Annotated in this window: 25 protein-coding genes; 13 read left to right on the top strand and 12 right to left on the bottom strand. The window is 65.3% G+C overall.

Features of this window, described 5'->3' with window-relative positions:
• Positions 1–47: 47 nt before the first annotated feature.
• The 3 genes from EA798_RS11345 to EA798_RS11335 all read right to left on the bottom strand — a co-directional run bounded on the left by EA798_RS11345 (position 48) and on the right by EA798_RS11335 (position 4523).
• Entirely contained in the window at positions 48–1451 is a 1404-nt protein-coding gene (locus EA798_RS11345; protein WP_122099003.1) for an aminoacyl-tRNA deacylase and HDOD domain-containing protein, read from the bottom strand.
• 74 nt (positions 1452–1525) lie between these two features.
• On the bottom strand, positions 1526–3598 hold the full coding sequence (recG, locus tag EA798_RS11340) for an ATP-dependent DNA helicase RecG (RefSeq protein WP_122099002.1): 2073 nt from the start codon (positions 3596–3598) through the stop codon (positions 1526–1528).
• Positions 3599–3602: 4 nt separating this feature from the next.
• Positions 3603–4523 (bottom strand): hydrogen peroxide-inducible genes activator, encoded by a 921-nt coding sequence (locus EA798_RS11335; protein WP_014822082.1) that lies wholly within the window; start codon positions 4521–4523, stop codon positions 3603–3605.
• 134 nt (positions 4524–4657) lie between these two features.
• On the opposite strand from EA798_RS11335, the gene EA798_RS11330 reads away from it, so the two are divergent.
• The 4 genes from EA798_RS11330 to EA798_RS11315 all read left to right on the top strand — a co-directional run bounded on the left by EA798_RS11330 (position 4658) and on the right by EA798_RS11315 (position 8518).
• A complete protein-coding gene (locus EA798_RS11330) occupies positions 4658–5518 on the top strand; it encodes an NAD(P)H-binding protein (protein WP_122099001.1) in 861 nt (286 codons plus the stop codon).
• Positions 5519–5699: 181 nt separating this feature from the next.
• Positions 5700–6872 (top strand): zinc-dependent alcohol dehydrogenase, encoded by a 1173-nt coding sequence (locus EA798_RS11325; protein ID WP_106156606.1) that lies wholly within the window; start codon positions 5700–5702, stop codon positions 6870–6872.
• Between the two features lie 66 nt (positions 6873–6938).
• Positions 6939–7457, top strand: a complete 519-nt coding sequence (locus EA798_RS11320) for a transcriptional regulator (protein ID WP_122099000.1) — start codon at positions 6939–6941, stop codon at positions 7455–7457.
• Positions 7458–7585: 128 nt separating this feature from the next.
• Positions 7586–8518, top strand: a complete 933-nt coding sequence (locus EA798_RS11315; protein ID WP_122098999.1) for an AEC family transporter — start codon at positions 7586–7588, stop codon at positions 8516–8518.
• Positions 8519–8620: 102 nt separating this feature from the next.
• On the opposite strand, the gene EA798_RS11310 is transcribed toward EA798_RS11315, so the two are convergent.
• The gene (locus tag EA798_RS11310) at positions 8621–9568 is read right to left on the bottom strand and encodes a methyltransferase (protein WP_122098998.1); all 948 of its coding nucleotides are present in this window, start codon (positions 9566–9568) and stop codon (positions 8621–8623) included.
• 23 nt (positions 9569–9591) lie between these two features.
• Complete coding sequence (locus EA798_RS11305) at positions 9592–11013, bottom strand: iron-containing redox enzyme family protein (RefSeq protein WP_122098997.1); 1422 nt, start codon at positions 11011–11013, stop codon at positions 9592–9594.
• Positions 11014–11198: 185 nt separating this feature from the next.
• Between EA798_RS11305 and EA798_RS11300 the strand changes: the two genes are divergently transcribed.
• A complete protein-coding gene (locus EA798_RS11300) occupies positions 11199–11408 on the top strand; it encodes a hypothetical protein (protein WP_122098996.1) in 210 nt (69 codons plus the stop codon).
• A gap of 183 nt (positions 11409–11591) precedes the next feature.
• A complete protein-coding gene (locus tag EA798_RS11295) occupies positions 11592–11933 on the top strand; it encodes a PilZ domain-containing protein (protein ID WP_106156593.1) in 342 nt (113 codons plus the stop codon).
• 27 nt (positions 11934–11960) lie between these two features.
• Here the strand turns inward: EA798_RS11295 and EA798_RS11290 are convergent, their stop codons facing one another.
• From EA798_RS11290 to EA798_RS11255, 7 genes are all read right to left on the bottom strand, one after another.
• Positions 11961–14057: a flagellar biosynthesis protein FlhA gene (locus tag EA798_RS11290; protein WP_122098995.1), complete on the bottom strand. Its 2097-nt coding sequence runs from the start codon at positions 14055–14057 to the stop codon at positions 11961–11963.
• Positions 14054–15196 (bottom strand): flagellar type III secretion system protein FlhB, encoded by a 1143-nt coding sequence (gene flhB / locus EA798_RS11285; protein WP_106156589.1) that lies wholly within the window; start codon positions 15194–15196, stop codon positions 14054–14056. Before flhB ends, EA798_RS11290 begins: the two co-directional genes overlap by 4 nt.
• A complete protein-coding gene (gene fliR / locus EA798_RS11280; RefSeq protein WP_106156587.1) occupies positions 15189–15968 on the bottom strand; it encodes a flagellar biosynthetic protein FliR in 780 nt (259 codons plus the stop codon). The genes flhB and fliR overlap by 8 nt, the downstream gene beginning before the upstream one ends.
• A gap of 21 nt (positions 15969–15989) precedes the next feature.
• Positions 15990–16262: a flagellar biosynthetic protein FliQ gene (locus EA798_RS11275; RefSeq protein ID WP_014595416.1), complete on the bottom strand. Its 273-nt coding sequence runs from the start codon at positions 16260–16262 to the stop codon at positions 15990–15992.
• 1034 nt (positions 16263–17296) lie between these two features.
• Positions 17297–18052, bottom strand: coding sequence for a flagellar type III secretion system pore protein FliP (gene fliP, locus EA798_RS11265; protein WP_122098994.1), 756 nt, complete (start codon positions 18050–18052; stop codon positions 17297–17299).
• On the bottom strand, positions 18049–18420 hold the full coding sequence (fliN, locus tag EA798_RS11260) for a flagellar motor switch protein FliN (protein ID WP_122098993.1): 372 nt from the start codon (positions 18418–18420) through the stop codon (positions 18049–18051). The genes fliP and fliN overlap by 4 nt, the downstream gene beginning before the upstream one ends.
• Positions 18417–19256, bottom strand: a complete 840-nt coding sequence (locus tag EA798_RS11255; protein WP_122098992.1) for a FliM/FliN family flagellar motor switch protein — start codon at positions 19254–19256, stop codon at positions 18417–18419. Before EA798_RS11255 ends, fliN begins: the two co-directional genes overlap by 4 nt.
• A 435-nt stretch (positions 19257–19691) precedes the next feature.
• Here EA798_RS11255 and EA798_RS11250 point away from each other — a divergent pair, with 435 nt between their 5' ends.
• From EA798_RS11250 to EA798_RS11220, 7 genes are read left to right on the top strand one after another with little or no spacing between them, the layout of a single operon-like run.
• On the top strand, positions 19692–21071 hold the full coding sequence (locus EA798_RS11250) for a sigma-54 dependent transcriptional regulator (RefSeq protein WP_122098991.1): 1380 nt from the start codon (positions 19692–19694) through the stop codon (positions 21069–21071).
• A gap of 20 nt (positions 21072–21091) precedes the next feature.
• On the top strand, positions 21092–21412 hold the full coding sequence (gene fliE, locus EA798_RS11245; protein ID WP_106156572.1) for a flagellar hook-basal body complex protein FliE: 321 nt from the start codon (positions 21092–21094) through the stop codon (positions 21410–21412).
• A gap of 20 nt (positions 21413–21432) precedes the next feature.
• Positions 21433–23109 (top strand): flagellar basal-body MS-ring/collar protein FliF, encoded by a 1677-nt coding sequence (gene fliF / locus EA798_RS11240; RefSeq protein WP_106156570.1) that lies wholly within the window; start codon positions 21433–21435, stop codon positions 23107–23109.
• On the top strand, positions 23081–24148 hold the full coding sequence (locus EA798_RS11235) for a FliG C-terminal domain-containing protein (protein WP_106156568.1): 1068 nt from the start codon (positions 23081–23083) through the stop codon (positions 24146–24148). Before fliF ends, EA798_RS11235 begins: the two co-directional genes overlap by 29 nt.
• 1 nt (position 24149) lies before the next feature.
• Positions 24150–24848: a flagellar assembly protein FliH gene (gene fliH, locus EA798_RS11230; protein WP_122098990.1), complete on the top strand. Its 699-nt coding sequence runs from the start codon at positions 24150–24152 to the stop codon at positions 24846–24848.
• A 3-nt stretch (positions 24849–24851) separates the two neighbouring features.
• On the top strand, positions 24852–26186 hold the full coding sequence (gene fliI, locus EA798_RS11225; RefSeq protein ID WP_014595425.1) for a flagellar protein export ATPase FliI: 1335 nt from the start codon (positions 24852–24854) through the stop codon (positions 26184–26186).
• A complete protein-coding gene (locus EA798_RS11220; RefSeq protein WP_106156562.1) occupies positions 26183–26605 on the top strand; it encodes a flagellar FliJ family protein in 423 nt (140 codons plus the stop codon). The genes fliI and EA798_RS11220 overlap by 4 nt, the downstream gene beginning before the upstream one ends.
• The last annotated feature ends 65 nt before the right edge of the window (positions 26606–26670 follow it).

The following is a 26670-nucleotide window of genomic DNA, read 5'->3' as shown; positions in this document are numbered from 1 at the left end:
TGCCGCCGGGCCTGCAGCCTTTGGCGCAGACCCGACGGCATCGGTCGTCAGTGTGGCGTATTGAACTGCATCGCCAGCGTACGTAGCGCAGCTTCGGCGGCAAGCACCTTGGCCACGGCATCGTTGGCTTTTTCGCGGGTAATACCCAGGCGATCGAACAGTTCCTGCGGTACTTCGGCATCCGGCCCGCTGCCGATGCCGCGGTTGCGCAGCATGCGCACCGCCAGACAGACCAGGTTCGGATAGGCCGCGTCTTCGCCGTCGTAGCCCGGGTCGTTCTGGAAGCGCAGGGCGGCCGCCAGTTCCTCGGGCATGCCCCACAGGCGCATCAGCCAGGCGCCGATCTGCTCGCGGGTGATGCCCAGCAGATGTTGCTCGACATGGCTGTGCGACAGATGCGGGTTGGCTTCCAGGTGCCGACAGATCAACGAGAAATGCGGCGGGAAGACGTGCGCCAGCACCAGATAGCCGAAGTTGTGCAGCAGCCCGGCCAGGTAGCTCAGACCCGGCTCAGGGCGTTGCTCGCGGGGGATGGCGCGGGTCAGCCCCTCGATCACCGCCGCGGTATAGATCGCCTGCTGCCAGTAGGGTGTGGCCTCCTGCGGTTTGTCGTTGGGCAGGCTGATGGTCTTGCCCAGTGCCAGACCGAGGGCCAGGTTGATCACCAGATCGAAACCCAGCACGCGGACGATGGCGTCTTCCACCGAGCGGATGCGCCCGGGCGCGGCGTAGTAGGGCGAGGCCGCCCAGCTGATCACCTGCGCCGCCAGTGCCGGGTCGGTTTCCACCACGCCGGTGATGTCGTCGACGGTGGCTTCGGGGTTGACCCGCAGCTTGATGATCTTCTGCGCCGTATGCGGCAGCGGCGGGATTTCGATGGTTTCTTCCAGGCGCTTCTGGATGCGCCGTGCGGTGAAACTCTGCACCGCCTGGGTGATTTCCGCACGGTCATCGTTCGGGCGGTCCAGATTGGGCCGGATGGTGCTCAGCGGCACGGCGAAGCTGCCCGCCGTGGCTTTGCTCAGCATGCGCTTGAACTCTCCACCTGCGACTTCCACCAGCAGCCCCGGCTGGCCGGATTCCACCAGCAGGCGCGGTTGCTGCAGCAGTTGCTCTTCGTACAGGCAGGGCGAACTGGTCAACGGCGGCAGGCCCGGCAGGCGGGTCAGCTCGTGCTTGGCAAGCATGCGCGCCAGCCGCTCCGGCTTCACCGCCGCCAGCTCGCGACCGGTGAGTTCGGCGAGCCGCGCCAGGTCGAGCAGGTGATCCTGCGGGAAGAGCACCAGCATGGCGCCGATGCTGTCGTCCAGCAGCACGGCCTGCACCCGCTGGGCGGCGGGAAGGTTGGGGCGATCGCGCTGAATCTGGTAACTCACACCGAGGTCTTTCAACAGCTTGGTGATCAGCAGGGGCAGTTCGGAGCAGCTTTCGGTGTCGACAGCAGTATTCATGAGCGGACCTGTTGTGGTGACCTGCCGAGTATAGCGAAGCCGCCGGGCGCGGGCGTTGTGGCGACGGATGGTTGTCAGACCTGGCCGTATTCCTGGCCATGACGCAGCCAGCGTTCGAGCAGCGGGCTGACATGTTGTGGCCAGCGCGCCAGCAGTTCCTGCGCGGCGTCGCGTACCGCCGGCAGCAGTTCGGCATCGCGCATGAGGTCGGCGACCTTGAATTGCAGCAGGCCGGTCTGGCGGGTGCCGAGCATCTCGCCGGGACCACGCAGCTCCAGATCCTTTTCGGCAATCAGGAAGCCGTCGCAGGTCTCGCGCATGATCGCCAGCCGCTCACGGCCCAGTTGCGACAGCGGCGGATGGTACAGCAGCACGCAATGACTTGCCGCACTGCCACGACCGACCCGCCCGCGCAGCTGGTGCAGCTGCGCCAGGCCCAGGCGTTCCGGATTCTCGATGATCATCAGGCTGGCGTTGGGCACGTCGACGCCCACCTCGATCACCGTGGTGGCGACCAGCAGCTGCAGTTCGCCGCGCTTGAACTGCTCCATCACCGCGGCCTTCTCCGCCGGCTTCATGCGCCCGTGGATCAGCCCCACGCGCAGCCCGATCAGCGCCGCGCAAAGGTCCTCGAACGTGGTTTCCGCCGCCTGACAGGTCAGCTCCTCGGATTCCTCGATCAGCGTGCACACCCAGTACGCCTGGCGCCCCTCGTTGCAGGCGATGCGCACGCGCTCGATCACTTCCAGGCGGCGGCTGTCGGCAATCACCAGGGTGTTGACCGGCGTGCGGCCCGGCGGCAGTTCGTCGAGGATCGAGGTGTCGAGATCGGCGTAGGCGCTCATCGCCAGAGTGCGGGGGATGGGTGTGGCGGTCATGATCAGCTGGTGCGGGCAGAGCCTGCCGTCGATGCCCTTCTGACGCAGGGCCAGGCGCTGCTGCACGCCGAAGCGGTGCTGCTCGTCGATGATCACCAGCGCCAGGCGCTTGAACACCACTTCATCCTGAAACAGCGCGTGGGTGCCGACCACCATCGGGCAGCCGCCGGCGATCTGCTCCAGCGATGCGGCGCGGGCCTTGCCCTTGAGCTTGCCGGCGAGCCAGGCGACCTCGATGCCGAGTGGTTCGAGCCACTTGCTGAAGTTGAGGAAGTGCTGCTCGGCGAGGATCTCGGTGGGCGCCATCAGCGCCACCTGATAACCGGCTTCGAGTGCCTGCAGGGCGGCGAGGGCGGCGACCACCGTCTTGCCGGCGCCGACGTCGCCCTGCACCAGGCGCAGCATGGGCTCGTCCTGGGCCAGGTCATAGGCGATCTCGGCACCGACGCGTTGCTGCGCGCCGGTGGGACTGAAACCGAGGTTGGCGAGAAAGCGCTGCGGCAGGGTTTTCGCCGCTGGCAGTGCCGGCGCCTGCTGGGCGCGTACCCGCTCGCGCAGGCGCTGCAGCGACAGCTGATGGGTCAGCAGCTCTTCGAAGGCCAGGCGATGCTGTGCCCAGTGGCGGCCTTCGGCGAGTTCTTCCAGATTGGCGTCAGCCGGTGGCCGGTGCAGGTAGCGCAGGGCCTGATCCAGCGGGCCGAGCCGGTAGTCGCGGGCCAGCTCGGCGGGCAGCCAGTCCGGCAGGCTGTGCGGGCCGAGCCGCGCCAGCGCCTGCTCGCTGAGGTTGCGCAGGCGCTGCTGGGTCAGGCCTTCGGTGGTCGGGTAGATCGGCGTCAGGGTCTGTTCCACCGGCGCCGGCTCGCCGGTCAGCGCGCGGTATTCCGGGTGGTAGATCTCCAGGCCCGAGGCCCCGGGACGCGCTTCGCCGTAGCAGCGCAGCTGGGTGCCGCGCTTCATGGCTTCCTTCTGCGCCTGGCTGAAGTGGTAGAAGCGCAGGCTCAGCGTGCCGCTGCCGTCCTGCAGGCGCACCAGCAGGCTGCGGCGGCGGCCCATGACGATATCGGCGCCGGACACCACGCCTTCGATCACCGCATCCTGCCCCGGCCGCAACGCACCGATGGGCACCACGCGGGTGCGGTCCTGGTAGCGCAGCGGCAGGTGGAAGAGCACGTCCTGCAGGGTTTCCAGGCCGACCCTGGCGAGCTTCTCGGCCAGCGCGGCGCCGACGCCCTTGAGTGCGGTGACCGGAACGGTCGCCAGTTCGCTCATGGCCTCAGGCTTTCGCCGACGGCGGCTTGCCTACCGAACACAGGCGGATCGAGTCGGCGAGGATCTCGATGGCCTTGGGCCGCGGGAAGCTGGCGCGCCAGGCGATCGCCACGGTGCGGAACGGCACCGGCGGCGTCAGCGGGCGGGTCTCCAGCACACCGGGGGAGTAGTGGTGGCTCTCTACCGCCGACAGCGGCAGGATCGACACGCCCAGCCCCGAGGCGACCATGTGGCGGATGGTTTCCAGCGAGCTGGATTCGACGGTGGTGTGGCTCGGCGCCTCGCCCTTGCGGGTGGTCGGGCAGGCTTCGAGCACCTGATCGCGGAAGCAGTGACCTTCGCCGAGCAGCAGCAGGCTCTTGTCGTTGAGCATCTCGGCGTCGATGGTTTCCTTCGCCGTCCACGGATGGTCGGCTGGCATCAGCACATAGAAAGGCTCGTCGTAGAGGGGCTTGGTCAGTACGTCGGCTTCCTGGAACGGCAGCGCGACGATGATCGCGTCCAGCTCGCCGGTGCGCAGCTTGTCGCGCAGGATGTGGGTGAAGTTCTCTTCGATGTACAGCGGCATGTCCGGCGCCACGCGATGCAGCTGCGGAATCAGGTGCGGGAACATGTAGGGGCCGACGGTGTAGATGGCGCCGACCTTGAGCGGTGCGGCCAGCTGGTTCTTGCCGACCTGAGCCAGCTCGCGAATGCTCTGCGCCTGCTCCAGCACCTTCTGCGCCTGGGTCACGATGCCTTCGCCGACGGGGGTCAGGCGCACCGCGCTCTTGGTCCGTTCGAAGATCAGTACGCCCAGCTCGTCCTCGAGCTTTTTCACCCCGACCGAAAGGGTCGGCTGGCTGACGTGACAGCGTTCGGCGGCACGGCCGAAGTGCTGTTCCTGGGCAAGCGTGACGATATAGCGCAGTTCGGTCAGAGTCATAGTCAGCATCCATCAAAGTGCCTGCAAGCATAGCCTTTTGCGAAGCGCAGAACCAACCAGTCGGCGATGGTGCGAAAGTCGGTACACTCCAGCGCATACGGCCGGTTTGGCGGGTGTAACGGAGGGAGCGGAACATGGGCAAGCGCCTGAGTGTGTTGATCGCAGGTTGCGGCGACGTTGGCAGTCGTCTTGGCCTGCAAATGAGTCGTGCCGGCTGGACGGTCTACGGCCTGCGGCGCAACGCCGCCGAGCTGCCGGTGCCGATCCTGCCGATCAAGGGTGACCTCGCCGATCCGGCCTGCCCGCGCAGCTGGCCCAACGGCGGACTGGACTACCTGGTCTATGCCGCCTCTGCCACCGAACATGACGAGGCCGGCTACCGCCAGGCCTATGTCGAGGGGTTGCGCAATGTGCTCGGCTGGCTGCAGCAGCACGGTCAGCAGCCCCGCCGCTTGCTTTTCGTCTCCAGCACCGGCGTATACGCCCAGCGTGACGGCGAATGGATCGACGAAACCTCGCCCACCGAGCCCGGCGGTTTCACCGGACAGGTCATGCTCGAGGCCGAACGGCTCGCCCAGGGCTGTGGCGTACCGGCGACCTGTGTACGCATGGGTGGCCTTTACGACCCATCGCGGCCCTGGTTGCAGAACCAGGTGCGGGCCGGCTTGCGGGTCGAACGTGATCCGCCGCAGTACAGCAATCGCATCCATCGCGACGACGCCGCCGCGCTGCTGGCCTTTCTGCTGCAGACCGACGCCCGCGGTGTTGCGCTCGAATCGTGCTATCTCGGTGTCGATGACGATCCGGCGCCGCTGCATGAAGTTGTCGACTGGCTGCGTGAACTGCTGGGTGTCACCCAATGGGCCGAGCAGAGCATGACCCGCCGCGCCGGCAGCAAGCGTTGCAGCAATGCCCGCGCCCGCGCCCTGGGCTGGAAGCCGAGGTTCGCCAGCTACCGCGACGGCTACGCGTCGCTCGCGCGCAATCGCCCCTAGCGCATTGCCGTTGTGCTCGCCGCAGGGCGGCGGGCATGCAGCCCGTCGGTAATCGGGCAACTCTGGTGCGGCGCTGCTTACTAAAACCCTGACAGCGCGCCGCACCGGCTACAGAGGAGCTACGAGGCAGCAAAGGAGAATCACCGAGACGGCGTTTCCGAAACCCGACAGGAGATTGTCCATGAGAGCCCTCCGCTGGCACGGCAAGCACGACATCCGCTGCGACGACCACGTCCCCGATCCCTCCATCGAAGACCCGCGCGACGCCATCATCAAGGTCAGTTCCTGCGCCATCTGCGGCTCCGACCTGCACCTGTACGACGGCTTCATGCCCGGCATGCAGCACGGCGACATCATGGGCCACGAGTTCATGGGCGAGGTGATGGAGGTCGGTTCGGCGAACAAGAAGCTCAAGGTCGGCGACCGCGTGGTGGTGCCGTTCACCATCGTTTGCGGCGAATGCGACCAGTGCCGGCGCGGCAATTTCTCGGTGTGCGAGCGCACCAATCGCAACAAGGACATCGCCGACAAGGTGTTCGGCCACACCACGGCCGGTCTCTACGGCTACACCCACCTCACCGGCGGCTATGCCGGCGGCCAGGCCGAGTACGTGCGCGTGCCCTACGCCGACGTCGGCCCGGTGGTAATCCCCAACGGCCTGACCGACGAGCAGGTACTGTTTCTCGGCGACATCCTGCCCACCGGCTGGCAGGCCGCGGCGCAGTGCGATATCCAGCCCACCGACACGGTGGCGGTATGGGGCGCCGGGCCGGTCGGCCAGTTCGCCATCCGCAGCGCGGTGATGATGGGTGCCGAGCAGGTCATCTGCATCGACAACGTGCCCGAGCGGCTGTCGATGGCCCGCGCCGGCGGCGCCATCACCATCAACTTCGATGAGGAAAGCGTGCTCGAACGGCTCAAGGAGCTGACCCGCGGCAAGGGGCCGGAGAAGTGCATCGACTCGGTGGGCATGGAGGCGCACGCCGCGCGTTCGATCGACTCCATGTACGACCGCGCCAAGCAGGCGCTGATGCTCGAGAGCGACCGGCCGCACGTGTTGCGCGAGATGATCTACGTCTGCCGCCCGGCGGGCATCATTTCGATTCCCGGCGTCTACGGCGGGCTGATCGACAAGATCCCGTTCGGCGCGGCGATGAACAAGGGGCTGACCTTCCGCATGGGCCAGACCCACGTCAATCGCTGGACTGACGACCTGCTGCGGCGCATCCAGGAAGGCGAGATCGATCCCTCCTTCGTCATCACCCACAGCGTCAGCCTCGAGCAGGGGCCGGAGATGTACAAGACCTTCCGCGACAAGCATGACGGCTGCATCAAGGTCGTTCTGAAACCCTGAAGCCTGCAGATCGCCGATCCCTAAGGTAGGGATCGGCCGAGCCACGTTATCGAGCGAGGAGACTTCATGAGCATTCCACGTCAAGTCACCCGGCCCAACCATTCCGCGCGCACGCTGGCGCGGGGGCTGGGCTGGTTCAGTATCGGTCTGGGTGTTGTCCAGCTCGTCGCGCCGCGGCAGGTCGCGCGTTTTATCGGCATGTCCGGCAGCGAAGGGTTGGTCCGTGTCTGCGGGCTGCGCGAGATCGCCACCGGCGTCGGCATCCTGCTGGCGGATGATCCCAAGCCCTGGATCTATGGCCGTATCGGCGGCGATGCGCTGGACCTGGCCGGGCTCGGCTGGAGCATCGAGCACGGCGACGAGCAGGCCAATGCGGCCATCGCCGCTGGCGCGGTGGCCGGTATCACCGCGCTGGACCTGAGCTGCGCCAAGGCCCTGGATGCCGAGCAGGTGCCGTCGGTGGAGTGGGACTACAGCGACCGCAGCGGCTTCCCCGGCGGCACTGCGCAGATGCGTGGCAGCGTCGAGGCCGAGTTCGCTGCCGCACGGGCCGAACCCAACGGCTATTCGCCGTCGCTTCATTGAGCTGAAACCCAGGGTCGGCTGGGTATTGCCTGGTCGACTCTGAGCGCGACGATCCGCCGCATTTGCTATGGTGGCCGGCCGTTTCGGTCGCGGCCTGCGTCGCGCCGCCAGCTTGCAGATGAGAGTCCATGTTTTCGGTCGTCAATGTCGTCCTGCCCGTCTTTGCGCTGATCCTGCTCGGTTACCTGTGCCGTCGTAGCGGGCGGATGGGGCCGACCGGCGCTTCCGAACTCAACCGTTTCGTGGTCTGGCTGGGCCTGCCGGCGCTGCTGTTCAGCGTCGTCGCCACCTCGACCTGGGAGCAGCTCTGGCAGCCGGGCTTTATTGCCGCGTTCGCCATCGGCTGCCTCGGCGTGTTCGCCTTCACCCTTGCGTATCGCATGGTGCAGAAGCAGCCGCTGGTCGACGCCAGCCTGGATGCGCTGGGTGCGTCCTACGCCAACACCGGCTATGTCGGGATCCCGCTGTGCATGCTGGTGCTCGGCGACGAGGCGCTGCAGCCGGCGATGGTCGCCTCGATCGTGGTGGTCTGCGTGCTGTTCGCCATCGCCCTGGCCTGCGTCGAGACCGGACTGCATGCCGGGCAGGGCGTGTCGCGCACGCTGGGCAAGGTGAGCAGTGCACTGGCGCGCAATCCGCTGGTGATCGCGCCCATGCTCGGTGCGCTCTGGGCGGCGAGCGGTCTGCAGTTGCCCGTGCCGCTGGCGACCTTGCTCAAGCTGCTGGGCGCGGCGGCAGCGCCCTGCGCGCTGGTCTCGCTGGGGCTGTTTCTGGCCCAGCCACAGCCGGGAGGCAGGGTGCAGGGCGTGTGGCCGCTGGTGGGGCTGAAGCTGGTAGTGCAGCCGTTGATCACCTGGTATCTGGCTTTTCAGGTATTCGAGCTGCCGACGCTGTGGGCCTATTCGGCGTTGCTGCTCGCCGCGCTGCCGACCGGGACCGGCCCGTACATGCTTGCCGAGTTCTATGGGCGCGAGGGCTCGCGGGTGTCACGGGTGGTGCTGCTGTCGACGCTGGGCTCGCTGATCAGCCTGTCGCTGATCCTGGTGCTGTTGCCGGTCTGATAGGCGCGCTCACTTGTGCGTGGATAAGCCTGCGGCGTTATCCACCCTACGCCTGGCCGGTCGTAGGGCGGAAAACCGCGAAGCGTTTCCACGCGGGAACGGTCACCCCGTCGCCCGCGTCACTTCCAGCACCACGGCAGCGATGCGATCGCACTGGGTATAAGCCCCGCCAAGCAGCTCCTCGCCGAATACGTCCGGGTCGATCTCACGGTAGCCCCACTGCAGGTCGGTACGCTCCAGGCGCTGGCGCACCTCGGCCAGGAAGGGGTCCTGGTTGTCGATCATGGCGACCCCGGTGTACAGCAGCAGCGTGCCACCTGGTGCCAGCCGGCCCAGTGCCGCGTCGAGAATCGCCAGCGACAGCCCAGCTCCCAGCGGGCCGCCGCCGTGGCGGTAGGCACGCTGATCGGCGTCGACCAGATAAGGCGGGTTGGCCAGGACCAGATCGAACTCGCCCTGCGCGTTGCTCAGCAGGTCACTGTGTTCGGCGCGCAGATTGTCCACACCAGCCAGTGCCGCATTGATGCGGGTCAGGCGCAGCGCTTGCGGGTTGATGTCCACCGCCAGCACTTCGGCTTGCGGCCGCGCCAGTGCGGTGAGAATCGCCCCGGCGCCCGAGCCGCAGCCGATGTCCACCACGCGGCGGATCTCGCCGGCATGCTGATTCAGGTGATTGCAGATGGCGCTGGCGAAGCGGTAGGTGTCCGGACCGAAGAACACCGCATCGCTGGCCTCGGTGGGAAAGGCCGAATGCAGGAACAGCTGACCGTCGAGGCTGGACAGGCGCACCTTGGAGCGCGAGCGCGAGCCGTAGGGCTCCAGCACGTTGGCCTGATCCATCAGGCTGAACAGTGGCGGTGGCAACAGCTCGTGCTGGAACGGGCGGCTCCAGCCGAAGACCCCTGGCAGGTCGTTGGCGAGTGCATTTTCCGGACGCTGATTGACCCGTTCATGGGTCAGCGGCGTGGGGGTGATGAAGTGATAGCCGCGATCGCGCAGGGCCTGGCCCAGGTGCAGCAGCGCGCGGTCCTGCGCATTGTCCATGGTCATTGTCGCTTTCCTTGGTGGTGCCTTCAGTTGAAGAGTCCGTTGAACAGCCGCGTGGCCAGCAGGCCGGCGGCGCTGTGGTGACGCTGCGGTGCCAGCAGCGGCAGCAGCAGGCGCATGCGTGCGGCGCGATCGGGCAGACGTGCCACCTGCTGCTCGAGCAGCTGCAGCTCTTCATCGAAATCGCTGCCGCCGACCTGCTCTGCGGGTTGCGGCATGGCGGGTGCCGAGGCGGCACGGCGCCCGTTGAACAGCGCCTGTCGCTGCAGCAAGGCGCCGCGCGGGCTGCGCTTGCTGTCGGCCTGCCAGTCGTCAGCGATCCAGTCATGGATCATCTGCTGTTCATAGGCGCTGAAGACGCCGAACATCGGCGCCTGTTCGCCGACAATCAGTTGCCAGAAGCGACTTTCCTGCGGGTCGTGGCCGCGCTTGATCCAGCCGCGCTTGTCCAGCACGGCGAGGAACTGCTCGACGTCCTCGGCCAGCCACTGATTGACGGTGCGGCCTTCAAAGCGGCAGTAGTCCGAATGCACGAACTGGCCGACGGCAGCCTTCTTCTCGAAGATGCGTTGCACCTCGCGGGACAGATCGAAGTCGCCGATGACCGAAACGGTGCTGGCGCCCAGATCGTTGAGCCGGTAGCCGTTGCGCACCCGTCGATAGAATTCCGCGGCGTCGCCTACCTGCGGCAATGCATCCAGCACGCCCTGTACGGCCTTTTTCGCGTGGCCGTTGTCGGCGTTGTCGACCGTGACGTGCAGGGTGAAGTAGTAGGGGTCGATGCCCAGCTCGGTCAGCTCGTAGGCGGTGATCAGCAGGTGCAGCGGCAGCTGTTCGTAGCCCAGGTTGAAGCCGATGACCTCCGGCAGGAACTGCTCGGCGTGTTCGGCCAGCGCCAGCTGAATCGCGCCCTGGACGAAGTGTTCGTCGTCCAGCTCCTGCCAGTCATCGCAGCCCTGGCTGGCCAGCAGCTTGCGGTAGAGCACCACATGGTTCTTTTCCGGCAGGCCTTCGCCGAGCTCTTCCAGATAGGTCTGGATCAGCGCGGTGAAACGGGCATCGTCCCAGCGCTGCAGCAGGCCATAGAGCCAGGCACCGTCGACCAGCTTGGTTGGCGCGACCCCGCGCAGGAAGTGCAGCGCATGGGCCTTGCTGGCGAAATAGCGACGTGCTCCTCCGGCCCGGCGCTGATCGAGATACGCCTGGTACTGGCGGCCGACCGTTTCAGTGCGTTGCACAACCCAGGCGTGCAGATCGGCCGGGTCTTCCGGCAGGTCGCAGGGCAATGCGGCGGCAGCATCGAGCTGCAGGCGCAGGTGATCCGCAGCACTGTCGCGGGCGTGCTGGTCGACATCGCGAACCAGGGCGAAGTACAACGCCCGGGACGACTGATCCTGCTCCGGATTGAGGGTGGCGGCGATCGGCAGGCTGCGGGAAGTCAGTTGCATGATTCTGTTCTATGGCAGTTCTAGTGGAGTTTTGGCTGCCCGGCCGCGGGTTTAGTTCAGCTGCCCCGCCGAGCGGCCATTGGTCCAGAAAGCCAGCCCGGCCCTGCAACTTCCGCCGGCCCGACCCTTCCTAGACCAGAGGGGCCCCGGATCGGCCGGGCGCTGCGACGAACGAGGAGCACGTGATGAGTGAGAACGAACAGGGCCGCGAAAGCATCGAGTCCATCGACCAGAGCGGCGATGCCCACGAACAGAATCCGGAAACCACCACCACGCATGGCGATGTCGCCGGTGGCAGCGAAAGCGACGTGCCGGGCGGCGCCTACAACGTGCCGCCAGGATTGGCCGAAGAGGTGAGCGACGAAGAGGCGCTGCCGGATACCGAGCAGTCGTAGCGGCCGGCTCGGTGAAACCGGCGGGTGATCGGCGTCACGCTCGGCGCATCTGGCGGGCGTTGGCGCCGCTATCGGCTTAATTCGTCGCGTGATCGGGTCGCCTGCTGGCTCTATACACTGCCAGCGGGACGCGATAAGCCGCATCCGTGCCGTGGCACCGATCCCACTGCCCGAGCAACGGACATGCGCCAGCACAGTCGCTTCAGCTTCCGCCACATCAGCAGCATCCAGGTCACCAACCGACTGAACGGCGAGCCGATGGGCTATGTCGCCGATCTTTCGCTAGGTGGGTTGCGCCTGGTATCCAGCCAGCCGCTGGCGGTCGGCGGTTGTTATGAGATGGTGCTGCACGTCCCGGAACAGGGTGAACGGGTGCGGCAGATCGAGGCGGTGGTGATCTGTCAGTGGTCGCGCAAGGATTCGCGCCGGGACAGCTTCGAGATGGGCTTCGCCCTCGATCGCCCGTCGGCGCAATTCACCGCCATGGTCGCGCAGCAGCTGCCGCGGCGGCGCAAGGTCTACTAGGACCTGCGTTGTCGCGGCTGGTCGCCCTCAGCCCAGCGTACCGAGGATGTTCACACCGACGCGGTCGGGAATCTCGTTCTGCGACAGCACGTGCAGCCCCGGACTGAACACCCGCGCGTAACGCGCCAATAGCGGGCGCAGCTGCGGCATCACCGTGAGGATCGGCGGGTGGCCGTCCTTGCGCAGTTTTTCCTTCACCACCGGCATGCTGTTCTGCAGCTGGTTGAGCAGGCTCGGCTCCACCGGGATGTTGTCCAGGCTCACCGGCCCGGCCTGCTGCGCGATTGCCAGGGCGTTGAGCAGGGTGTTTTCCAGCGCATTTTCCAGGACGAACACGCCCAGTTCGCGGCGGTCACCGGCGACCATCGCGACGATGCTGCGGCGCAGCGCATAGCGCACATCGGCGGCCAGCAGCACCGGGTCCTTGGTGGTTTCGCTGCATTCGAGCAAGGTGCTGGCGATGGTCTCGATGTCGCGCAGCGGCACTTCTTCCAGCAACAGCTGACGGTACACACGCATCTGCTGGGTGTAGCTGAGGGCGTTCTTCAGGCTTTCGGCCAGTTTGGGGGCCTGGACGGTCAGGCGCTGCATCAGGTGCTCGACGTCGTCGTGCTTGAACAGGTCCGGCAGGTGCTCGCGGATCACCTTGTTCAGGTGCGTGGCGATGACGCTGGCGCAGTCGATCACCTGGTAGCCGAGGTTCAGCGCACGGGACTTGTCCGTCGGCTGGATCCACACCACCTGCATGCGATAGGCCGGATCGGTGCCGAGGATGCCGTCGATCTCGCCGTACAGCTCCGGCGAGGGGATCGCCATCAGGCGGTCGGCGTGCAGCTCGGCGCCGTCGATCTTTTCGCCGTTGATGTAGATGTCGTACTGCGACGCCTTGAGCCGGAGGCTGTCGCGGATCTGCACTTGCGGCAGCAGAAAGCCCAGGTGCTCGGACAGCGTCTGGCGCACGCCGCGCACCCGCGCCGGCAGCGGCGCACCGGAGGCCTCGTTGACCAGGCCGACCAGCTTGTAGCCGAGCGACACCGACAGCCGCTCGACCAGCGGAATGTCTTCCCAGGCCAGCGATTGCGCGCGCTCCTTGTCCATGGCCTGACCGAGCTGCTGGATCTCCTTGAGGTCGGCACCGGCGGCCGGCGGCTCGTGCAGCGAGACGCGCCAGGCGATGAAGCCGATCAGCGCGGCGAAGCCGAGGAACGCCAGGTGCGGCATGCCCGGCACCATGCCGAGCACGAAGAGGATGCCGGCGACGGTGTACAGCGAAGCCGGGTTGGCCAGCAGCTGGCGCTGGACCTGGCTGGTGATGTCGCTGGATTCGTTGATGCGGGTAACGATGATCGCCGCCGCGGTGGACAGGAGCAGCGCGGGAATCTGCGCCACCAGGCCGTCACCGATGGTCAGCAGGGCGTACTGCTTGAAGGCTTCGCCGGCGGCCAGGTCGTGGACGAACACACCGATGGCGAAACCTCCGAACAGGTTGATCAGCAGGATCAGGATGCCGGCGATGGCATCGCCGCGGACGAACTTCGAGGCACCGTCCATCGCGCCGTAGAAGTCGGCTTCCTTGGCCACCTCCTGGCGCCGTGCCTTGGCGTCTTCCTGGGTCAGCAGGCCGGCATTGAGGTCGGCGTCGATGGCCATCTGCTTGCCCGGCAGGGCGTCCAGGGTGAAGCGCGCGGTGACTTCCGAGATGCGCTCGCCGCCCTTGGTGATGACGATGAAGTTGATGATCATCAGGATCACGAACACCACCAGGCCGACGATGAAGTTGCCGCCGATCACCACCTCGCCGAAAGCCTCGATCACCTTGCCCGCCGCGCCGGTGCCGGTATGGCCTTCGAGCAGCACAACGCGCGTCGAGGCGACGTTTAACGTCAGACGCATCAGCGTCGTGACCAGGATCACCGTGGGGAACAGCGAGAAATCCAGCGGGCTCTTCGACGACACGCTGACCAGCAGCACCAGCACCGCCATGGCGATGTTGAAGGTGAACAGGATGTCCAGCAGCTGCGGCGGCAGCGGCAGGATGATCATCGCCAGGATCGACAGGATGATCAGCGGAATGCCGATCCGACCGCTGCTGAAGGTGGGCGTGAGTTTCTGGATCAGGCTCATGAGCGTGCTCGGTTGAACAGTTCTTCGGGGATGTGGATGTTGCTGGCCAGCGCCGGTTTGCCCTGGCGCCGACCCTGCTTCCAGGCCTTGAGCTGGAGGATGTAGGTCAGCACGTGGGCTACCGCGGTGTAGAGCGGTGCCGGGATCTGCTGATTGACCTGGGTGCTGTAGTAGATGGCGCGGGCCAGCGGCGGCAGCTCGATCACTTCCAGCGCGTTGGCCTGGGCCATCTTGCGGATGTACAGCGCCATCTCGTCGACGCCGCGGGCGATTACGAACGGCGTTTCGGCCTTTTTCGGGTCGTACTTGAGCGCCACGGCATAGTGGGTCGGGTTGACGATCACCACGTCGGCCTCCTTGATCACCTTGGTGATCTGCCGCTGCGCGAGCTGGCGCTGCAGCTGCTTGATGCGCGCCTTCACCTCGGGCCGGCCTTCCTGGTTCTTGTGCTCTTCCTTGCGCTCCTGTTTGGTCATGCGCATTTTCTTGAGGAAGAAGAAGCGCTGCAGCGGGATGTCGATGAAGGAGAACAGCACGAACACCAGCAGCAGCGAAAACGCCAGATCGAAGGTCAGCGAAAAGGCGCCACCGATGGCGTTGAAGATGTCGGTGCGCTGCAGTGCGATCAGCCGTGGCGCGGCGTAGTACAGCTGCCAGCCGGCGATGCCGAGCAGCGCGGAGATCTTCAGCAGCGACTTGGCCAGCTCGCTCCAGTTCTGCGCGCCGACCATCCGCCCCAGCCCGGTAATGGGGTTGAGCTTGCTGAACTTGGGCGCGAAATTCTTGGCCGAGAACACCCAGCCGCCCGGCACCAGGGCGAAGGCGATGACCAGGATCGGCGTCAGCAAAAGCGGCAGCAGCACACTGACGAACACCAGCAGGTTGTGCAGCAGGATCACCTGCAGGTCATCGATGCCGATCTCGCTCTGCTGGAAGTTGATATAGGAGTAGCTGAAGCTCTGCTGCATGCCGTCCAGGAACACCCCGGCGCTGAGCTTGAGCAGCAACAGCGTGGCGAGCAGCGAAACGGTGGTGGCGACGTCCTTGGAGCGGGTGACCTGGCCATCGTCGCGGCTCTTCTTGAGTTTCTGCTCGGAGGCTTCTTCGGTCTTTTCCTGACTGCTGTTCTGCTCAGACATGGCCGCCGCTCCTGAGCAGAACGCCGATCTTGTCCAAGAGGTCGCGGGTCAGGTGCAGGTAGGCCTCGGCCAGGTTCGGCAGGGTCAGGTAGATCAGCGACAGCCCGGCGAGGATCGCCATGGGAAAGCCCAGCGAGAACAGGTTCATCGCCGGCGAGATGCGGTTGAGCAGGCCGAAGCAGAACTGCACCAGGGTCATGCAGAAGACAATCGGCAGGGCGATCAGCAACGCCGCCGAAATCACCCAGGCCATGGACCAGGCGATGGTCTGCAGACCGTCGTAGAACAGCCCGCTGCCGATCGGCCAGTAGACGAAGCTCTGGTAGATGATGCTCACCGTGACCAGATGCCCGTCGATGGCGAAGAACAGCAGTGCCAGCAGGATGAAATACAGCTGGTAGATGATCGAGGCCGAGGACACACCGTTCATGGGGTCGTTGAATACCGCCATGGACAGCCCGAGCTGGGTCGAGACCACGTCACCGATCAGGGTGAACACGGTGAACACCAGCAGCAGCGCCAGGCCCAGCAGCAGGCCCATGGCGATCTGCTCGATGGTGGCCAGCATGCCTGCCAGCGACAGCGGATCGAGTGTCGGCGGTGTCGGCAAGGCCGCGCCCAGCACCAGGGTCAGCGCCAGCGCCAGGAGGATGCGCACACGCACGCTGATCGCCTTGTGACTGAACATCGGCGCCAGACTGAACACGGCCATGATCCGGCAGAACGGCCACCAGTAGGCGAGCAGCGATTGCAGGTAGTGGCCGGCGTGCATGAGGGGATCGTAGGGCATGATTCAGCCGACCAGGCGACCCGCCTGCTGGAAGGTTTCGATGAACAGATCGCTCAGCGTGCGCAGGATCCAGTGCCCGGCGAACACCAGCATGCCGAGGGTGATCAGCAAGCGCGGGAGGAAGCTCAGCATCTGTTCGTTGATCTGGGTGGCGGCCTGGAAAATGCTGATCAGGAGGCCGCCGAGCAGGCTCGGGACGATCAGCACGCAGACCACCAGGACGATCACGTGGATGGCGTTGGAGACGATATGGACGGCGGTGTCGGGGGTTAGCATGGGGGCACCATCACGCGGGGTGTTTTGTAAGCGCCGGTTAGGCTCGGCCGCAGATATGGGGACTTAGCGCTCTGCATCGAGTTGAGATGCGCTTTGCGCGTCCTTGCCTGACCAAGCGTTGTAGGGTGGGAAACCGCGGAGCGTTCTCTACCCGATGTGGCACGTAGACGTGCGTCTGACGCCGCGCTTTCCTCGGCGCCATCTACAGGTTTCGCCTTGCACGGCGACTCACTTTTTTCAAACGCGAAAAAAGTAAGCAAAAACGCTTGCCCCTCCATCCGGCCCCGGCTGCGCCGGGGTTCCCTCGCTCCGGTGACGCTCCAGGGGCCCGCCGCGAAGGGCCATCCCTGGCCCATCGCGGCTCTCGCGGCATCCATGCCGCTCAACCCCTTCCACGCCACCTGCGCTCGGCCTCCTGAAAGGGGCGACTCGGTCGCGCCTGAAAGGCCGTGCAGCGAGATAGATGTGCGGCCTTCAAGGGATCGTAGGGTGGGTAACGCGAAGCTTACCCACCGGTTTTTGCGCGCAACGTTCGAGACCAATCGCTGCGTCGATTGCGGTGGAAAATGCTTCGCAGTTTTCCACCCTACGAAGCCTGCCAAAGGTTGAAGCGCTTTGCTGCCGTCGCTGTTCAAAAACTCCCAGACGACTCGGTCCCGAGCCCCCTTCAGGAGGCTGAGCGTAGGCGTGGCGTAGGGGGTCGCGAGGCATGGATGCCGAGCGAGGAGCGATGGGCCAGGGATGGCCCTTCGCGACGACCCCCGGAGCCGCGCCGAAGCGAGGGAAGTTTTGCGCAGCAAAACCCGGATGTAGGGGTGGCCTTCTTTTTGGTTACTTTTTCTTGGCCAGACAAGAAAAAGTGACGCGCCGTGCGAGGCGCAACCTGTAGTCCCAGCCGAGGAAAGCGTGGCGCCGAATGCCGGTGTTTGGGCCGACAAAGGTAGGGCATCGCAGCCAAGGTCGCTCTCACAAACGAGCCCTGCCTCCCCATTCTCCAAGCCCCACCGCACGGCCAATGCCTTCATCCCCATCACCTAAAACGGCTGAATACTGGTGGTCAACGTACCCATCAACAGCGCCCAGCCATCAACCAGCACGAACACCATCAGCTTGAACGGCAGCGAAATCATCATCGGCGAGAGCATCATCATGCCCATCGCCATCAGCACGCTGGCCACCACCAGGTCGATCACCAGGAACGGCACGAAGATCATGAAGCCCAGCTGGAACGCGGTCTTCAGCTCGCTCAGCACGAACGCCGGCAGCAGCAGCGAGAAATCCAGGTCGTCGAGGTTTTCCGGCAGTTCCTCGCCAGCCAGGGCCACCATGGTTTCCAGGGAGTTCTTGTTGGTCTGCGCCAGCATGAAACCGGCCAGGCTGCCCTTGGCCGAGTCCAGCGCCTGTTCGAGGGTGATCTCGTCGTTCTGGAACGGCTCGTAGGCCTGGCCGTGAATTTCCTGCCAGACCGGGCGCATCACCAGCAGGGTGACGATCAGCGCGATGCCGATCAGCACCTGATTCGGCGGACTCTGCTGCAGGCCGATGGCCTGGCGCAGGATGGCCAGCACGATGATGAAGCGGGTGAAGCAGGTCATCATCATCAGCATCGCCGGCAGGAAGCCGAGCAGGGTCATGATGATCAGGATCTGCAGCTTCACCGAGAATTCCTGGCCGTTCTCGGTATCGTTCAGGTTGAACAGGGTGATCTCGCCGCCGGCAGCCTGAGCTGCCAGGGGCATCAGCCCGATCAGCAGCAGGCCGAGCAGGCTCAGGCCGCGACGCAGGTTCATGGGGCGAAGGCGTCCAGGCTGGTGCCGGACAGTTCGACGATGCGCAGGCCGTAGTTGCCGTTCATCACCACCACTTCGGCCTTGGCGAACAGGGTGCCGTTAACCTTCACGTCGAGCGGCTCGCCGGCCAGTTTGTCGAGCACGATCACGCTGCTGGTGTCGCACTCCATCAGCTCCTTGAGGGAGATTTCCGCGGAAGCGACTTCCAGGGTGACATTCACCGGAATCTTGCCGAAGAAGCTCAGGTCCTGGCGCGATGCAGGCGCGGCGGCCGGGGCCTCGAGCACGGGGGTGTCAACCGCATCCAGGCTCAGGTCACCTTCGTTGATGAGGTTTTCGAATTCGTTGTCGGAAAGATGGCCGTTCATTGGGGGTTCACGCTTTCAAGTGAAGTAAGGAACAGGGCCCCGTCCTCTTCGAAGATGGTGCCGCGATAGAGCTTCTGCTGGTTGATGCGCACTTCGTAACGGTCCAGCGGGCGCAGCATGAGGATGTCGTCGAGCTGGAGCGCGAGTACCTGCGCCAGCGGCATCTGCGCCGACGCGACCACGCAATCGAGGCGTACCGGCAGATGCTTGATGTGATCGATGGGGTTGCCGGGCAAGCGTGCCGGGGCCGGGCCGGCGAGACGGCTGGTCAGTTCGTCGACCAGCTCGGTGTCCAGATAGAGGTAGATCGAAGAGCGGCTACCGGTGATATGGCTGATGTATTCGTACTCGGCCACGTATTCCCAGCTGGTTTCCTCGTAGTCGTTGCGATAACTGTCGAGTTTGCCGAATGTCTCGCCGGACATTATCGAGCGGGCGAATATATCGGTGATGTCCATGCCCAGACGATTGCGCATCCGCTGTTCCGACGTACTGATCGGGGGCGTGTCCTGGCTGGCCACTACAGTGCCGCCGTAATAGCACTCCAGCGCTTCGGTCAGTAGTGCCCGATCAATCGAAAATCCAACTTTTCCCATGGCCGATCGGTAGATGCAGTCCGGTTCTTCGCTGCGCTCTTCCTGAACATCAATCTTGTTCAGTTCGAGATTGATCCGGTAGTTGCGCAGGAAATAATCGCCGATCAGGCGCGGGTTCTTGTTGGTGCTTTCCTTTATGTACTGCGGAATCTTGTGGTGATGCCGTCCCAGCTTCTGCGGTTTCAATACAGTCAGGCTTTGGGCGGGCACGCCATGGTGGACTTTTGAATTGCCAGTCATGTTGTGAACTGTATTTCCTGGGGTCGGTTAACACGGTGGCGCTGCCGTTGGCCGTGCGTGCAGATGATTGGCTGGCTGGCGCGGGTGTTCTTCCGGGCACGGCTCTAGCGTGCCGCCATCCTAGGCCTGGGCGCGTGAGGGGGTTAAATCAAGAGATATCAAATGAGCTTTTTTGAGCTGATCAGGCATCGGTTGATTTCAATTAAGCAGAACTGATTGGGGAGTTGATCCGGCGTCCTGATAGCGTGCGCGCACTTGTTCGGGAAGTGTCGTTGGGTAAATCGCTTCGACAGCGAAGTTGCCATGCAGAAGGCGGCACTCAGTTCCGGAAAATTAAATCTTTTTTCTTTCGCTTGTTTCTGGTGTCGCGCTCATTTGCAGCGCGGCCAATACCGGAAGGGCAAGGTGGTCACATTGAAGAGTATCAGTCAGGCAATGAATTACTCATGCGACGAGCTATTCGATGAATTGCCGGCGAAGAAGATCGCCATCATCGGAAGTGCCCATGAGGCCGCTTGCGATTTTCTTCAGGTTGGCTTGCGTCGGCAGGGCTGCAAAGTTGAGCGCTATGACGATCTGGATCGACTGGCCAAATCGGCGATCGATCAGTTCGCGCTGATGTTCGTTGTGGTCGGAAGTTTGCCGGCGCGTTCCTTATATGCACAGGTGCAAGCGCTGACGCGCCGGGCACGTAATGTAAGTGTCATCCCGGTGGTGGAATACGCCGATCAGGAAAAAGCGGCAGCGCTGCTCGATATCGGTTGCGTCGATTACTTGCTGTCGCCTTTCAGCGAAGCCCAGTTGGCTGCGTTGTTGCGCCGCCAGGTCTGTGCCGAAACCGCCCAGGAAAGCTTCGTTTCCTGTTCCCAGGCTGGCCGCCGGCTGCTGGCCATGGCCCAGCGCGTTTCCCTGACTCGCGCGCCGATCCTCATCACCGGCGAGACCGGCACCGGCAAGGAGCTGATGGCGCGCTACATCCACCGCTTCTCCGCCAGTCCGGATGCTCCGTTCATTGCCGTGAACTGCGCGGCCATTCCCGAGCAGATGCTCGAATCCATTCTCTTCGGCCACGAGAAGGGCGCCTTCACCGGTGCGGTGAGTGCGCAGCCCGGCAAATTCGAGCTGGCCAACGGCGGCACGCTGCTGCTCGACGAGATCGGCGAGCTGCCGCTGGGGCTGCAGGCCAAGCTGCTGCGCGTGCTGCAGGAGCAGCGCGTGGAGCGTCTGGGCGGGCGGCGCGAGATCGAGCTGAACGTACGCATCATCGCCGCGACCAACCGTGACCTGCAGCAGGAAGTGGCCGAGGGCCGCTTCCGTGCCGACCTGATGTTCCGCCTCGACGTGTTGCCGCTGCACATCAGCCCGCTGCGCGAGCGCAAGGAAGACGTGCTGCCGCTGGCGCGCCGCTTCATCAGCAAGTACGCGCCGCAGGATGCCCATGACGAGCTGCTCACCGAGGACGCCTGCCGCGCTCTGCTGCAGCACGACTGGCCGGGCAATGCCCGTGAGCTGGAAAACACCGTGCAGCGTGCGCTGGTGCTGCGCAATGGCTTGTTCATCCAGCCGCAGGACCTCGGTCTGGCGGCTCCCGCAGCCGTTTCTGCCCGCGTGGAGAAGCCACTGCTCGCGGCCGAGAGCGGCAAGGCAGCGCTGCGCGCCAGTGGCAAGTGGGCCGAATACCAGCACGTCATCGACACCATTCGCCGTTTCGACGGCCACAAGACCAAGGCCGCCGCGAGCCTGGGCATGACCTCACGCGCCTTGCGCTACCGCCTCAATGCGATGCGCGAGCAGGGCATCGAGCTGAATTTCTGAATGATCGGGGGAGAGCAACCATGAGTTCCATCACTCAGGTGCAGCAGGATCTGCTGGGCCGCATGCAACAGCTGGCCGGGGCCGCCGAAGGGCAGCCGATCCGGCCGTCGAGCATGGCGGCCAACGCCATCAGCGGCTCGTTCGAGGCGGCGCTGCGTTCGGTGGATGCCGAGCAGCACAAGGCCAGCGCGGCGATGGCCGCGGTGGACAGTGGCAAGAGCGACGATCTGGTTGGCGCGATGATCGACAGCCAGAAGGCCAGCGTGTCGTTCTCCGCCCTGCTGCAGGTGCGCAACAAACTGACCACGGCGTTCGACGACGTCATGCGAATGCCGCTTTGATCGGCCCAGAGAGCTAAGACGTGCTGCAGAAACTCAAATCCCGGTTGCCCGAAGGCGGGCTGCAACTCGATCCGCGTGTGACGCTGGCCGGCATGGCGGTGATCGCCGCCGCGCTGGCGGTGGCTGTGGCGTTCTACCTGTGGCGCGACAATGGCTCGTTCCGGCCGCTGCATGGCGCCGGCGAGTCGTTTCCTGCCGCCGAGGTGATGCAGGTGCTCGATGGCGAGGCGCTGCAGTACCGCATCCATCCGCAGAGCGGGCAGATCCTGGTGCGTGAGGATCAGCTGGCCCAGGCGCGGCTGCTGCTCAACGCCAGGGGCGTGAAGGTGGCGCAGCCTGCCGGTTACGAGCTGTTCGACAAGGAAGAGCCGCTGGGCACCAGCCAGTTCGTCCAGGACGTGCGCCTCAAGCGCAGCCTGGAAGGTGAGCTGGCGCGCACGGTGATGGCGCTCAAGGGCGTACAGCAGGCACGGGTGCACCTGGCACAGGAGGAGAACAGCTCCTTCGTGGTCAGCAAGCGCGCGCCGAGCAAGGCGTCGGTGATGCTGCAGCTGGAGCCCGGCTACACGCTCAGCAGTGACCAGGTCGGCGCCATCGTCAATCTGGTCGCCAACAGCGTGCCCAATCTGAAGCCGGAAGATGTCGGTGTGGTCGACCAGTACGGCGCGCTGCTCTCGCGCGGGCTCAACGTCGGCGGCGGGCCGGCGCAGAACTGGCAGGCCGTGGAGGACTACCAGCAGAAGGCGGCGGGCAACATCGAGCAGGTGCTGGCGCCGGTGCTGGGCCTGGGCAACTTCCGCATCAGCGTGGCGGCGGATATCGACTTCAGCCAGAAGGAAGAGACCTTCCAGTCCTACGGCGACACGCCGCGCCTGCGCAACGAAGTCCTGCGCAACGAAAGCGCGCTGGACCGTCTGGCGCTGGGCGTGCCCGGCTCGCTGAGCAACAGGCCGCTGCCGCCGGCGCCTGAGGGCGAAGAAGCGCAGCAGCTGGCCACCGAGAACAAGGGCGCGACGTCGCTGCGCGAAGAATCGACCCGGCAGATGGATTACGACCAGAGCGTCGTGCACGTCAAACACGCCGGCTTCGCTCTGCGTCAGCAAAGCGTGGCGGTGGTCCTCAACTCTGCGGCGGCACCGGAGGGTGGCTGGACAGACGAGGCCCGTGCCGAAATGGAGGCGATGGTGCGCAATGCCGTCGGCTTCAAGCAGGAGCGCGGCGATCTCCTGAGCCTCAGCGTGTTGCCGTTCGCCGCCGTCGAGCCGATCGAGCAGGTCGTGCCCTGGTGGGAGAACGGCCAGATCCATGCGCTGGCCAAGGTCGGCGTGGCCGGACTGATCGCCCTGTTGCTGCTGCTGATCGTGGTACGCCCGGCGGTACGCAATCTCACCCAGCGCAACGTCCAGGCGCTGCCGCAGGGCGAAGGGCTGGAAGGCAGTCTGGTCGAGCCGAGCGCGCCGGCCGCGCTGGAAGGCGACGCCAGGCCGGCGCTGGCCAGCCCGCGCGAATCGAACGGGCCGCATATTTTCGGCGAGCTCAACCCGCTCTCGGAGATCCGCCTGCCGGCGCCGGGTTCGGGGCTGGAGCTGCAGATCGAGCATTTGCAGATGCTCGCCAAGAACGATCCCGAGCGGGTCTCGGAAGTCATCAAGCATTGGATAGGGCGCAATGAAAGAGACCTCAACCCAGCCGGCTGAAGACAGCCAGGCGTCGTCCCGCGAGATCAAACCGCGGCCGGTGCAGCTGCGCTCGGTCAGTTCGCTGGATCAGGCGGCAATCCTCATGCTGAGCATGGGCGACGAGATTTCCGCCGGTATCCTGCGCAACTTCTCCCGCGAGGAAATCATCAGCATCAGCCAGGCGATGGCGCGACTGTCCAACGTCAAGCAGCCGATGGTTTCCGATGTGATCAGCCGCTTCTTCGACGACTACAAGGAGCAGAGCAGCATCAAGGGTGCGTCGCGTTCCTACCTGGCCGGGATGCTCGGCAAGGCGCTGGGTGGCGACATCACCCGCTCGCTGCTCGATTCCATCTATGGCGAGGAGATCCGCGCCAAGATGGCCAAGATGGAGTGGCTCGATCCCAAGCAGTTCGCCGCGCTGATCGCCAAGGAGCACGCGCAGATGCAGGCGGTGTTCCTCGCCTTCCTGCCGCCGGGCATGGCCACCGAGGTGCTCGAGTGCATGCCGGCCGAGCGCCAGGACGAGCTGCTGTATCGCATCGCCAATCTCTCCGAGGTCAACAGCGATGTGATCGCCGAGCTGGAGCAGCTGATCGACCGCAGCCTCAAGGTGCTCAGCACCCAGGGCTCGCAGGTGCGCGGCGTGAAGCAGGCGGCGGACATCATGAACCGCTTCAAGGGCAACCGCGATCAGATGTTCGAGCTGCTGCGCGCGCACAACGAAGAGCTGGTCGGCAAGATCGAGGATGAGATGTATGACTTCTTCATCCTTTCGCGGCAGAACCAGGACGTGCTGCAGACCCTGCTGGAAGTCATCCCGCTGGACGAGTGGGTGGTTGCGCTGAAGGGCGCCGAGCCGGAGCTGGTCAAGGCCATTCAGGCCGCCATGCCCAAGCGCCAGGCGCAGCAGATGGAATCGATCAACCGACGCCAGGGCCCGGTGCCCCTGAGTCGCGTCGAGCAGGTGCGCAAGGACATCATGGCCGTGGTCCGCGAGATGTCCGCCGATGGCGAGCTGCAGGTGCAGCTGTTCCGCGAGCAGACGGTGGAATGAGATGACGATCAAGGTGATCAAGGGTGCCGATCGCAGCTGGCGGCCGTTCCGCTTCCCGCCGCGGGTGAAGTCTCCGGCGCAGGCCGCGGCTGGGTTCGCCGGCGATCCGGCAGCCCTGCAGCGGGCGGTGGCCGATGGCTTTCAGGAGGGCATCGACAAGGGCTATCGCGAAGGCCTGGAGCAGGGCCGCGAGGCCGGGCATCGCGAAGGCTTTCAGCGCGGCGTCGAGGATGGCAAGACGCTCGGTCTGGAAGAGGGTCGCCAGCAGGGTCGCCGGGCCTTTGACGAGGCCGGTCGGCCGCTGGATCGCCTGATCGAGGCGTTCGAAGGCTTTCGTCAGGAATACGAGCAGGCACGTCGCGAGGAACTGCTGGAGCTGGTGCAGAAGGTTGCGCGGCAGGTGATCCGCTGCGAGCTGACCCTGCATCCGACCCAGTTGCTGACCCTGGCCGAGGAAGCACTGAACGCCATGCCGGGCGATCAGGAAGACGTGCGCATCCAGCTCAATCCGGAAGAGTGCGCGCGCATCCGCGAGCTGGCGCCGGAACGTGCCGCCGCCTGGCGCCTAGTGCCGGACGAGAAGCTGGCGCTCGGCGAGTGCCGTGTGCTGACCGCCCAGGCCGAAGCCGACATCGGCTGCCAGCAGCGCCTGGATTCGTGCATGGAAACCCTCGCCGAACACATCACGGCGCAGGGCTGACCGATGGCCCTGCGCGACAGCTTCCGCCTCGACGAGGCCCTGCGCTCGCTGGACAACGTGCAGTTGGCCAAGGTCAGCGGGCGGTTGGTGCGCGTCTCCGGGATGCTGCTGGAAAGCCTCGGCTGCCAGCGCATGACCGGCCAGCGCTGCTATGTCGAGCAGGGCGACGGCAGCATGCTGGAAGCGCAGGTGGTCGGCTTCAATCGCGATATCACCTACCTGATGCCGTTCAAGAAACCGGTCGGCCTGACCGCCGGTTCGCGGGTATTCCCGGCGCCGGATGACGCCAAGCTGCATATCGACGAATCCTGGCTGGGGCGCGTGGTCAACGGCCTCGGCGAACCGCTGGACGAATTGGGCAAGCTCGGCGGGCGTGACCCGCTGCCGACCGAGCTGCCTTCGGTCAATCCGCTCAAGCGCAAGCCGGTCAGCGAAGCGCTGGATGTCGGCGTGCGTGCGATCAATGCCACCCTGACCCTGGGCAAGGGCCAGCGCGTGGGTCTGTTCGCCGGCTCCGGTGTCGGCAAGAGCGTGCTGCTGGGCATGATCACCCGGCAGACCAAGGCCGACGTGGTGGTGGTCGGGCTGATCGGCGAGCGTGGCCGCGAGGTGCAGGAGTTCCTGCTGCATTCGCTGGGTGAGGAGGGCCTGAAGAAAGCCGTGGTGGTGGTCGCGCCGGCCAACGAGTCGCCGCTGATGCGGCTGAAGGCCACCGAGCTCTGCCATAGCATCGCCGCCTATTTCCGCGACCAGGGCCATGACGTGCTGCTGCTGGTGGATTCGCTGACCCGCTACGCCATGGCCCAGCGCGAGATCGCCCTGGCCCTCGGCGAGCCGCCGGCGACCAAGGGCTATCCGCCGTCGGTGTTCGGCATGCTGCCGGAGCTGGTGGAAAGCGCCGGCAATGGCGCCAGCGACAATGGCAGCCTGAGCGCCATCTACACGGTGCTGGCCGAAGGCGATGACCAGCAGGACCCCATCGTCGACTGTGCGCGCGCGATTCTCGACGGCCACATCGTGCTCTCGCGGCGCCTGGCCGAAGCCGGGCATTACCCGGCCATCGACGTCTGCGCCTCGGTCAGCCGCTGCATGAGTCAGGTCGGCCAGCCGGCGCACCTGGGCGCGGCGCGCCAGCTCAAGGAGTGCTACAGCACCTTCGAGAAGATCAAGGAGCTGATCCCGCTCGGCGGCTACACGCCGGGGGCGGACATCAAGACCGATCGCGCGGTGCAGCTGGCGCCGACCATCGAACGCTTCCTGCGCCAGGACGTCGGCGAAGCCGCCGAACTGGAAACCAGCGTCGCCACCTTGCAGAACATCCTCGGGAAACCGCGATGAAACAGCAGATCGAGACCCTCGGCCGCCTGGCCAGCCTGCGCAGCCACCGTGTGCGGCAGATGCTCGGCCGCGTGCAGTACCAGCAGAACCTCTGCCAGCGCTACCGCAACAACATCACCGGCCTGAGTCGCCTGTGCGGATTCTCCGTGCCGATGAGCACACCGCTGCAGCGCGACAACCAGCAGCGCTACAAGGCCACCCTGTACAAGATGGTGGAGCTGCAGCGCCGTGAACTGGCGGTCGCCGAGCAGGCGCTGGAGCGCATCCAGCGCGAGCTGCTGCAGGCCATGCGCAGCGAAAAGGTGGTCGAGCACATGATCGAGGGCAAGCTGCAGCAGTGGCAGCAGCTGCTCGCCCAGCAGGAGCAGAAGATCCAGGACGGACTGGCGGCGCAGGCCCACTGGCGCGCCACGCATTGAGGCAGCGACGCCGCGCAGGCCGGCCCGGTAGACTGCATGCGCACGTCTGCGTCGCGCCCCGCGTG

The organism is Pseudomonas songnenensis (assembly GCF_003696315.1).
GTDB classification, from domain to species: domain Bacteria; phylum Pseudomonadota; class Gammaproteobacteria; order Pseudomonadales; family Pseudomonadaceae; genus Stutzerimonas; species Stutzerimonas songnenensis.
This window is presented reverse-complemented; position numbering and strand designations above follow the sequence as displayed.

Excerpts from the sequence above, each read along its gene's own strand:
- EA798_RS11345 (WP_122099003.1), bottom strand. The coding sequence starts at position 1,451 with ATGAATACTGCTGTCGACACCGAAAGCTGCTCCGAACTGCCCCTGCTG.
- recG (WP_122099002.1), bottom strand. The coding sequence starts at position 3,598 with ATGAGCGAACTGGCGACCGTTCCGGTCACCGCACTCAAGGGCGTCGGC.
- EA798_RS11335 (WP_014822082.1), bottom strand. The coding sequence starts at position 4,523 with ATGACTCTGACCGAACTGCGCTATATCGTCACGCTTGCCCAGGAACAG.
- EA798_RS11330 (WP_122099001.1), top strand. The coding sequence starts at position 4,658 with ATGGGCAAGCGCCTGAGTGTGTTGATCGCAGGTTGCGGCGACGTTGGC.
- EA798_RS11325 (WP_106156606.1), top strand. The coding sequence starts at position 5,700 with ATGAGAGCCCTCCGCTGGCACGGCAAGCACGACATCCGCTGCGACGAC.
- EA798_RS11320 (WP_122099000.1), top strand. The coding sequence starts at position 6,939 with ATGAGCATTCCACGTCAAGTCACCCGGCCCAACCATTCCGCGCGCACG.
- EA798_RS11315 (WP_122098999.1), top strand. The coding sequence starts at position 7,586 with ATGTTTTCGGTCGTCAATGTCGTCCTGCCCGTCTTTGCGCTGATCCTG.
- EA798_RS11310 (WP_122098998.1), bottom strand. The coding sequence starts at position 9,568 with ATGACCATGGACAATGCGCAGGACCGCGCGCTGCTGCACCTGGGCCAG.
- EA798_RS11305 (WP_122098997.1), bottom strand. The coding sequence starts at position 11,013 with ATGCAACTGACTTCCCGCAGCCTGCCGATCGCCGCCACCCTCAATCCG.
- EA798_RS11300 (WP_122098996.1), top strand. The coding sequence starts at position 11,199 with ATGAGTGAGAACGAACAGGGCCGCGAAAGCATCGAGTCCATCGACCAG.
- EA798_RS11295 (WP_106156593.1), top strand. The coding sequence starts at position 11,592 with ATGCGCCAGCACAGTCGCTTCAGCTTCCGCCACATCAGCAGCATCCAG.
- EA798_RS11290 (WP_122098995.1), bottom strand. The coding sequence starts at position 14,057 with ATGAGCCTGATCCAGAAACTCACGCCCACCTTCAGCAGCGGTCGGATC.
- flhB (WP_106156589.1), bottom strand. The coding sequence starts at position 15,196 with ATGTCTGAGCAGAACAGCAGTCAGGAAAAGACCGAAGAAGCCTCCGAG.
- fliR (WP_106156587.1), bottom strand. The coding sequence starts at position 15,968 with ATGCACGCCGGCCACTACCTGCAATCGCTGCTCGCCTACTGGTGGCCG.
- EA798_RS11275 (WP_014595416.1), bottom strand. The coding sequence starts at position 16,262 with ATGCTAACCCCCGACACCGCCGTCCATATCGTCTCCAACGCCATCCAC.
- fliP (WP_122098994.1), bottom strand. The coding sequence starts at position 18,052 with ATGAACCTGCGTCGCGGCCTGAGCCTGCTCGGCCTGCTGCTGATCGGG.
- fliN (WP_122098993.1), bottom strand. The coding sequence starts at position 18,420 with ATGAACGGCCATCTTTCCGACAACGAATTCGAAAACCTCATCAACGAA.
- EA798_RS11255 (WP_122098992.1), bottom strand. The coding sequence starts at position 19,256 with ATGACTGGCAATTCAAAAGTCCACCATGGCGTGCCCGCCCAAAGCCTG.
- EA798_RS11250 (WP_122098991.1), top strand. The coding sequence starts at position 19,692 with ATGAATTACTCATGCGACGAGCTATTCGATGAATTGCCGGCGAAGAAG.
- fliE (WP_106156572.1), top strand. The coding sequence starts at position 21,092 with ATGAGTTCCATCACTCAGGTGCAGCAGGATCTGCTGGGCCGCATGCAA.
- EA798_RS11235 (WP_106156568.1), top strand. The coding sequence starts at position 23,081 with ATGAAAGAGACCTCAACCCAGCCGGCTGAAGACAGCCAGGCGTCGTCC.
- fliH (WP_122098990.1), top strand. The coding sequence starts at position 24,150 with ATGACGATCAAGGTGATCAAGGGTGCCGATCGCAGCTGGCGGCCGTTC.
- fliI (WP_014595425.1), top strand. The coding sequence starts at position 24,852 with ATGGCCCTGCGCGACAGCTTCCGCCTCGACGAGGCCCTGCGCTCGCTG.
- EA798_RS11220 (WP_106156562.1), top strand. The coding sequence starts at position 26,183 with ATGAAACAGCAGATCGAGACCCTCGGCCGCCTGGCCAGCCTGCGCAGC.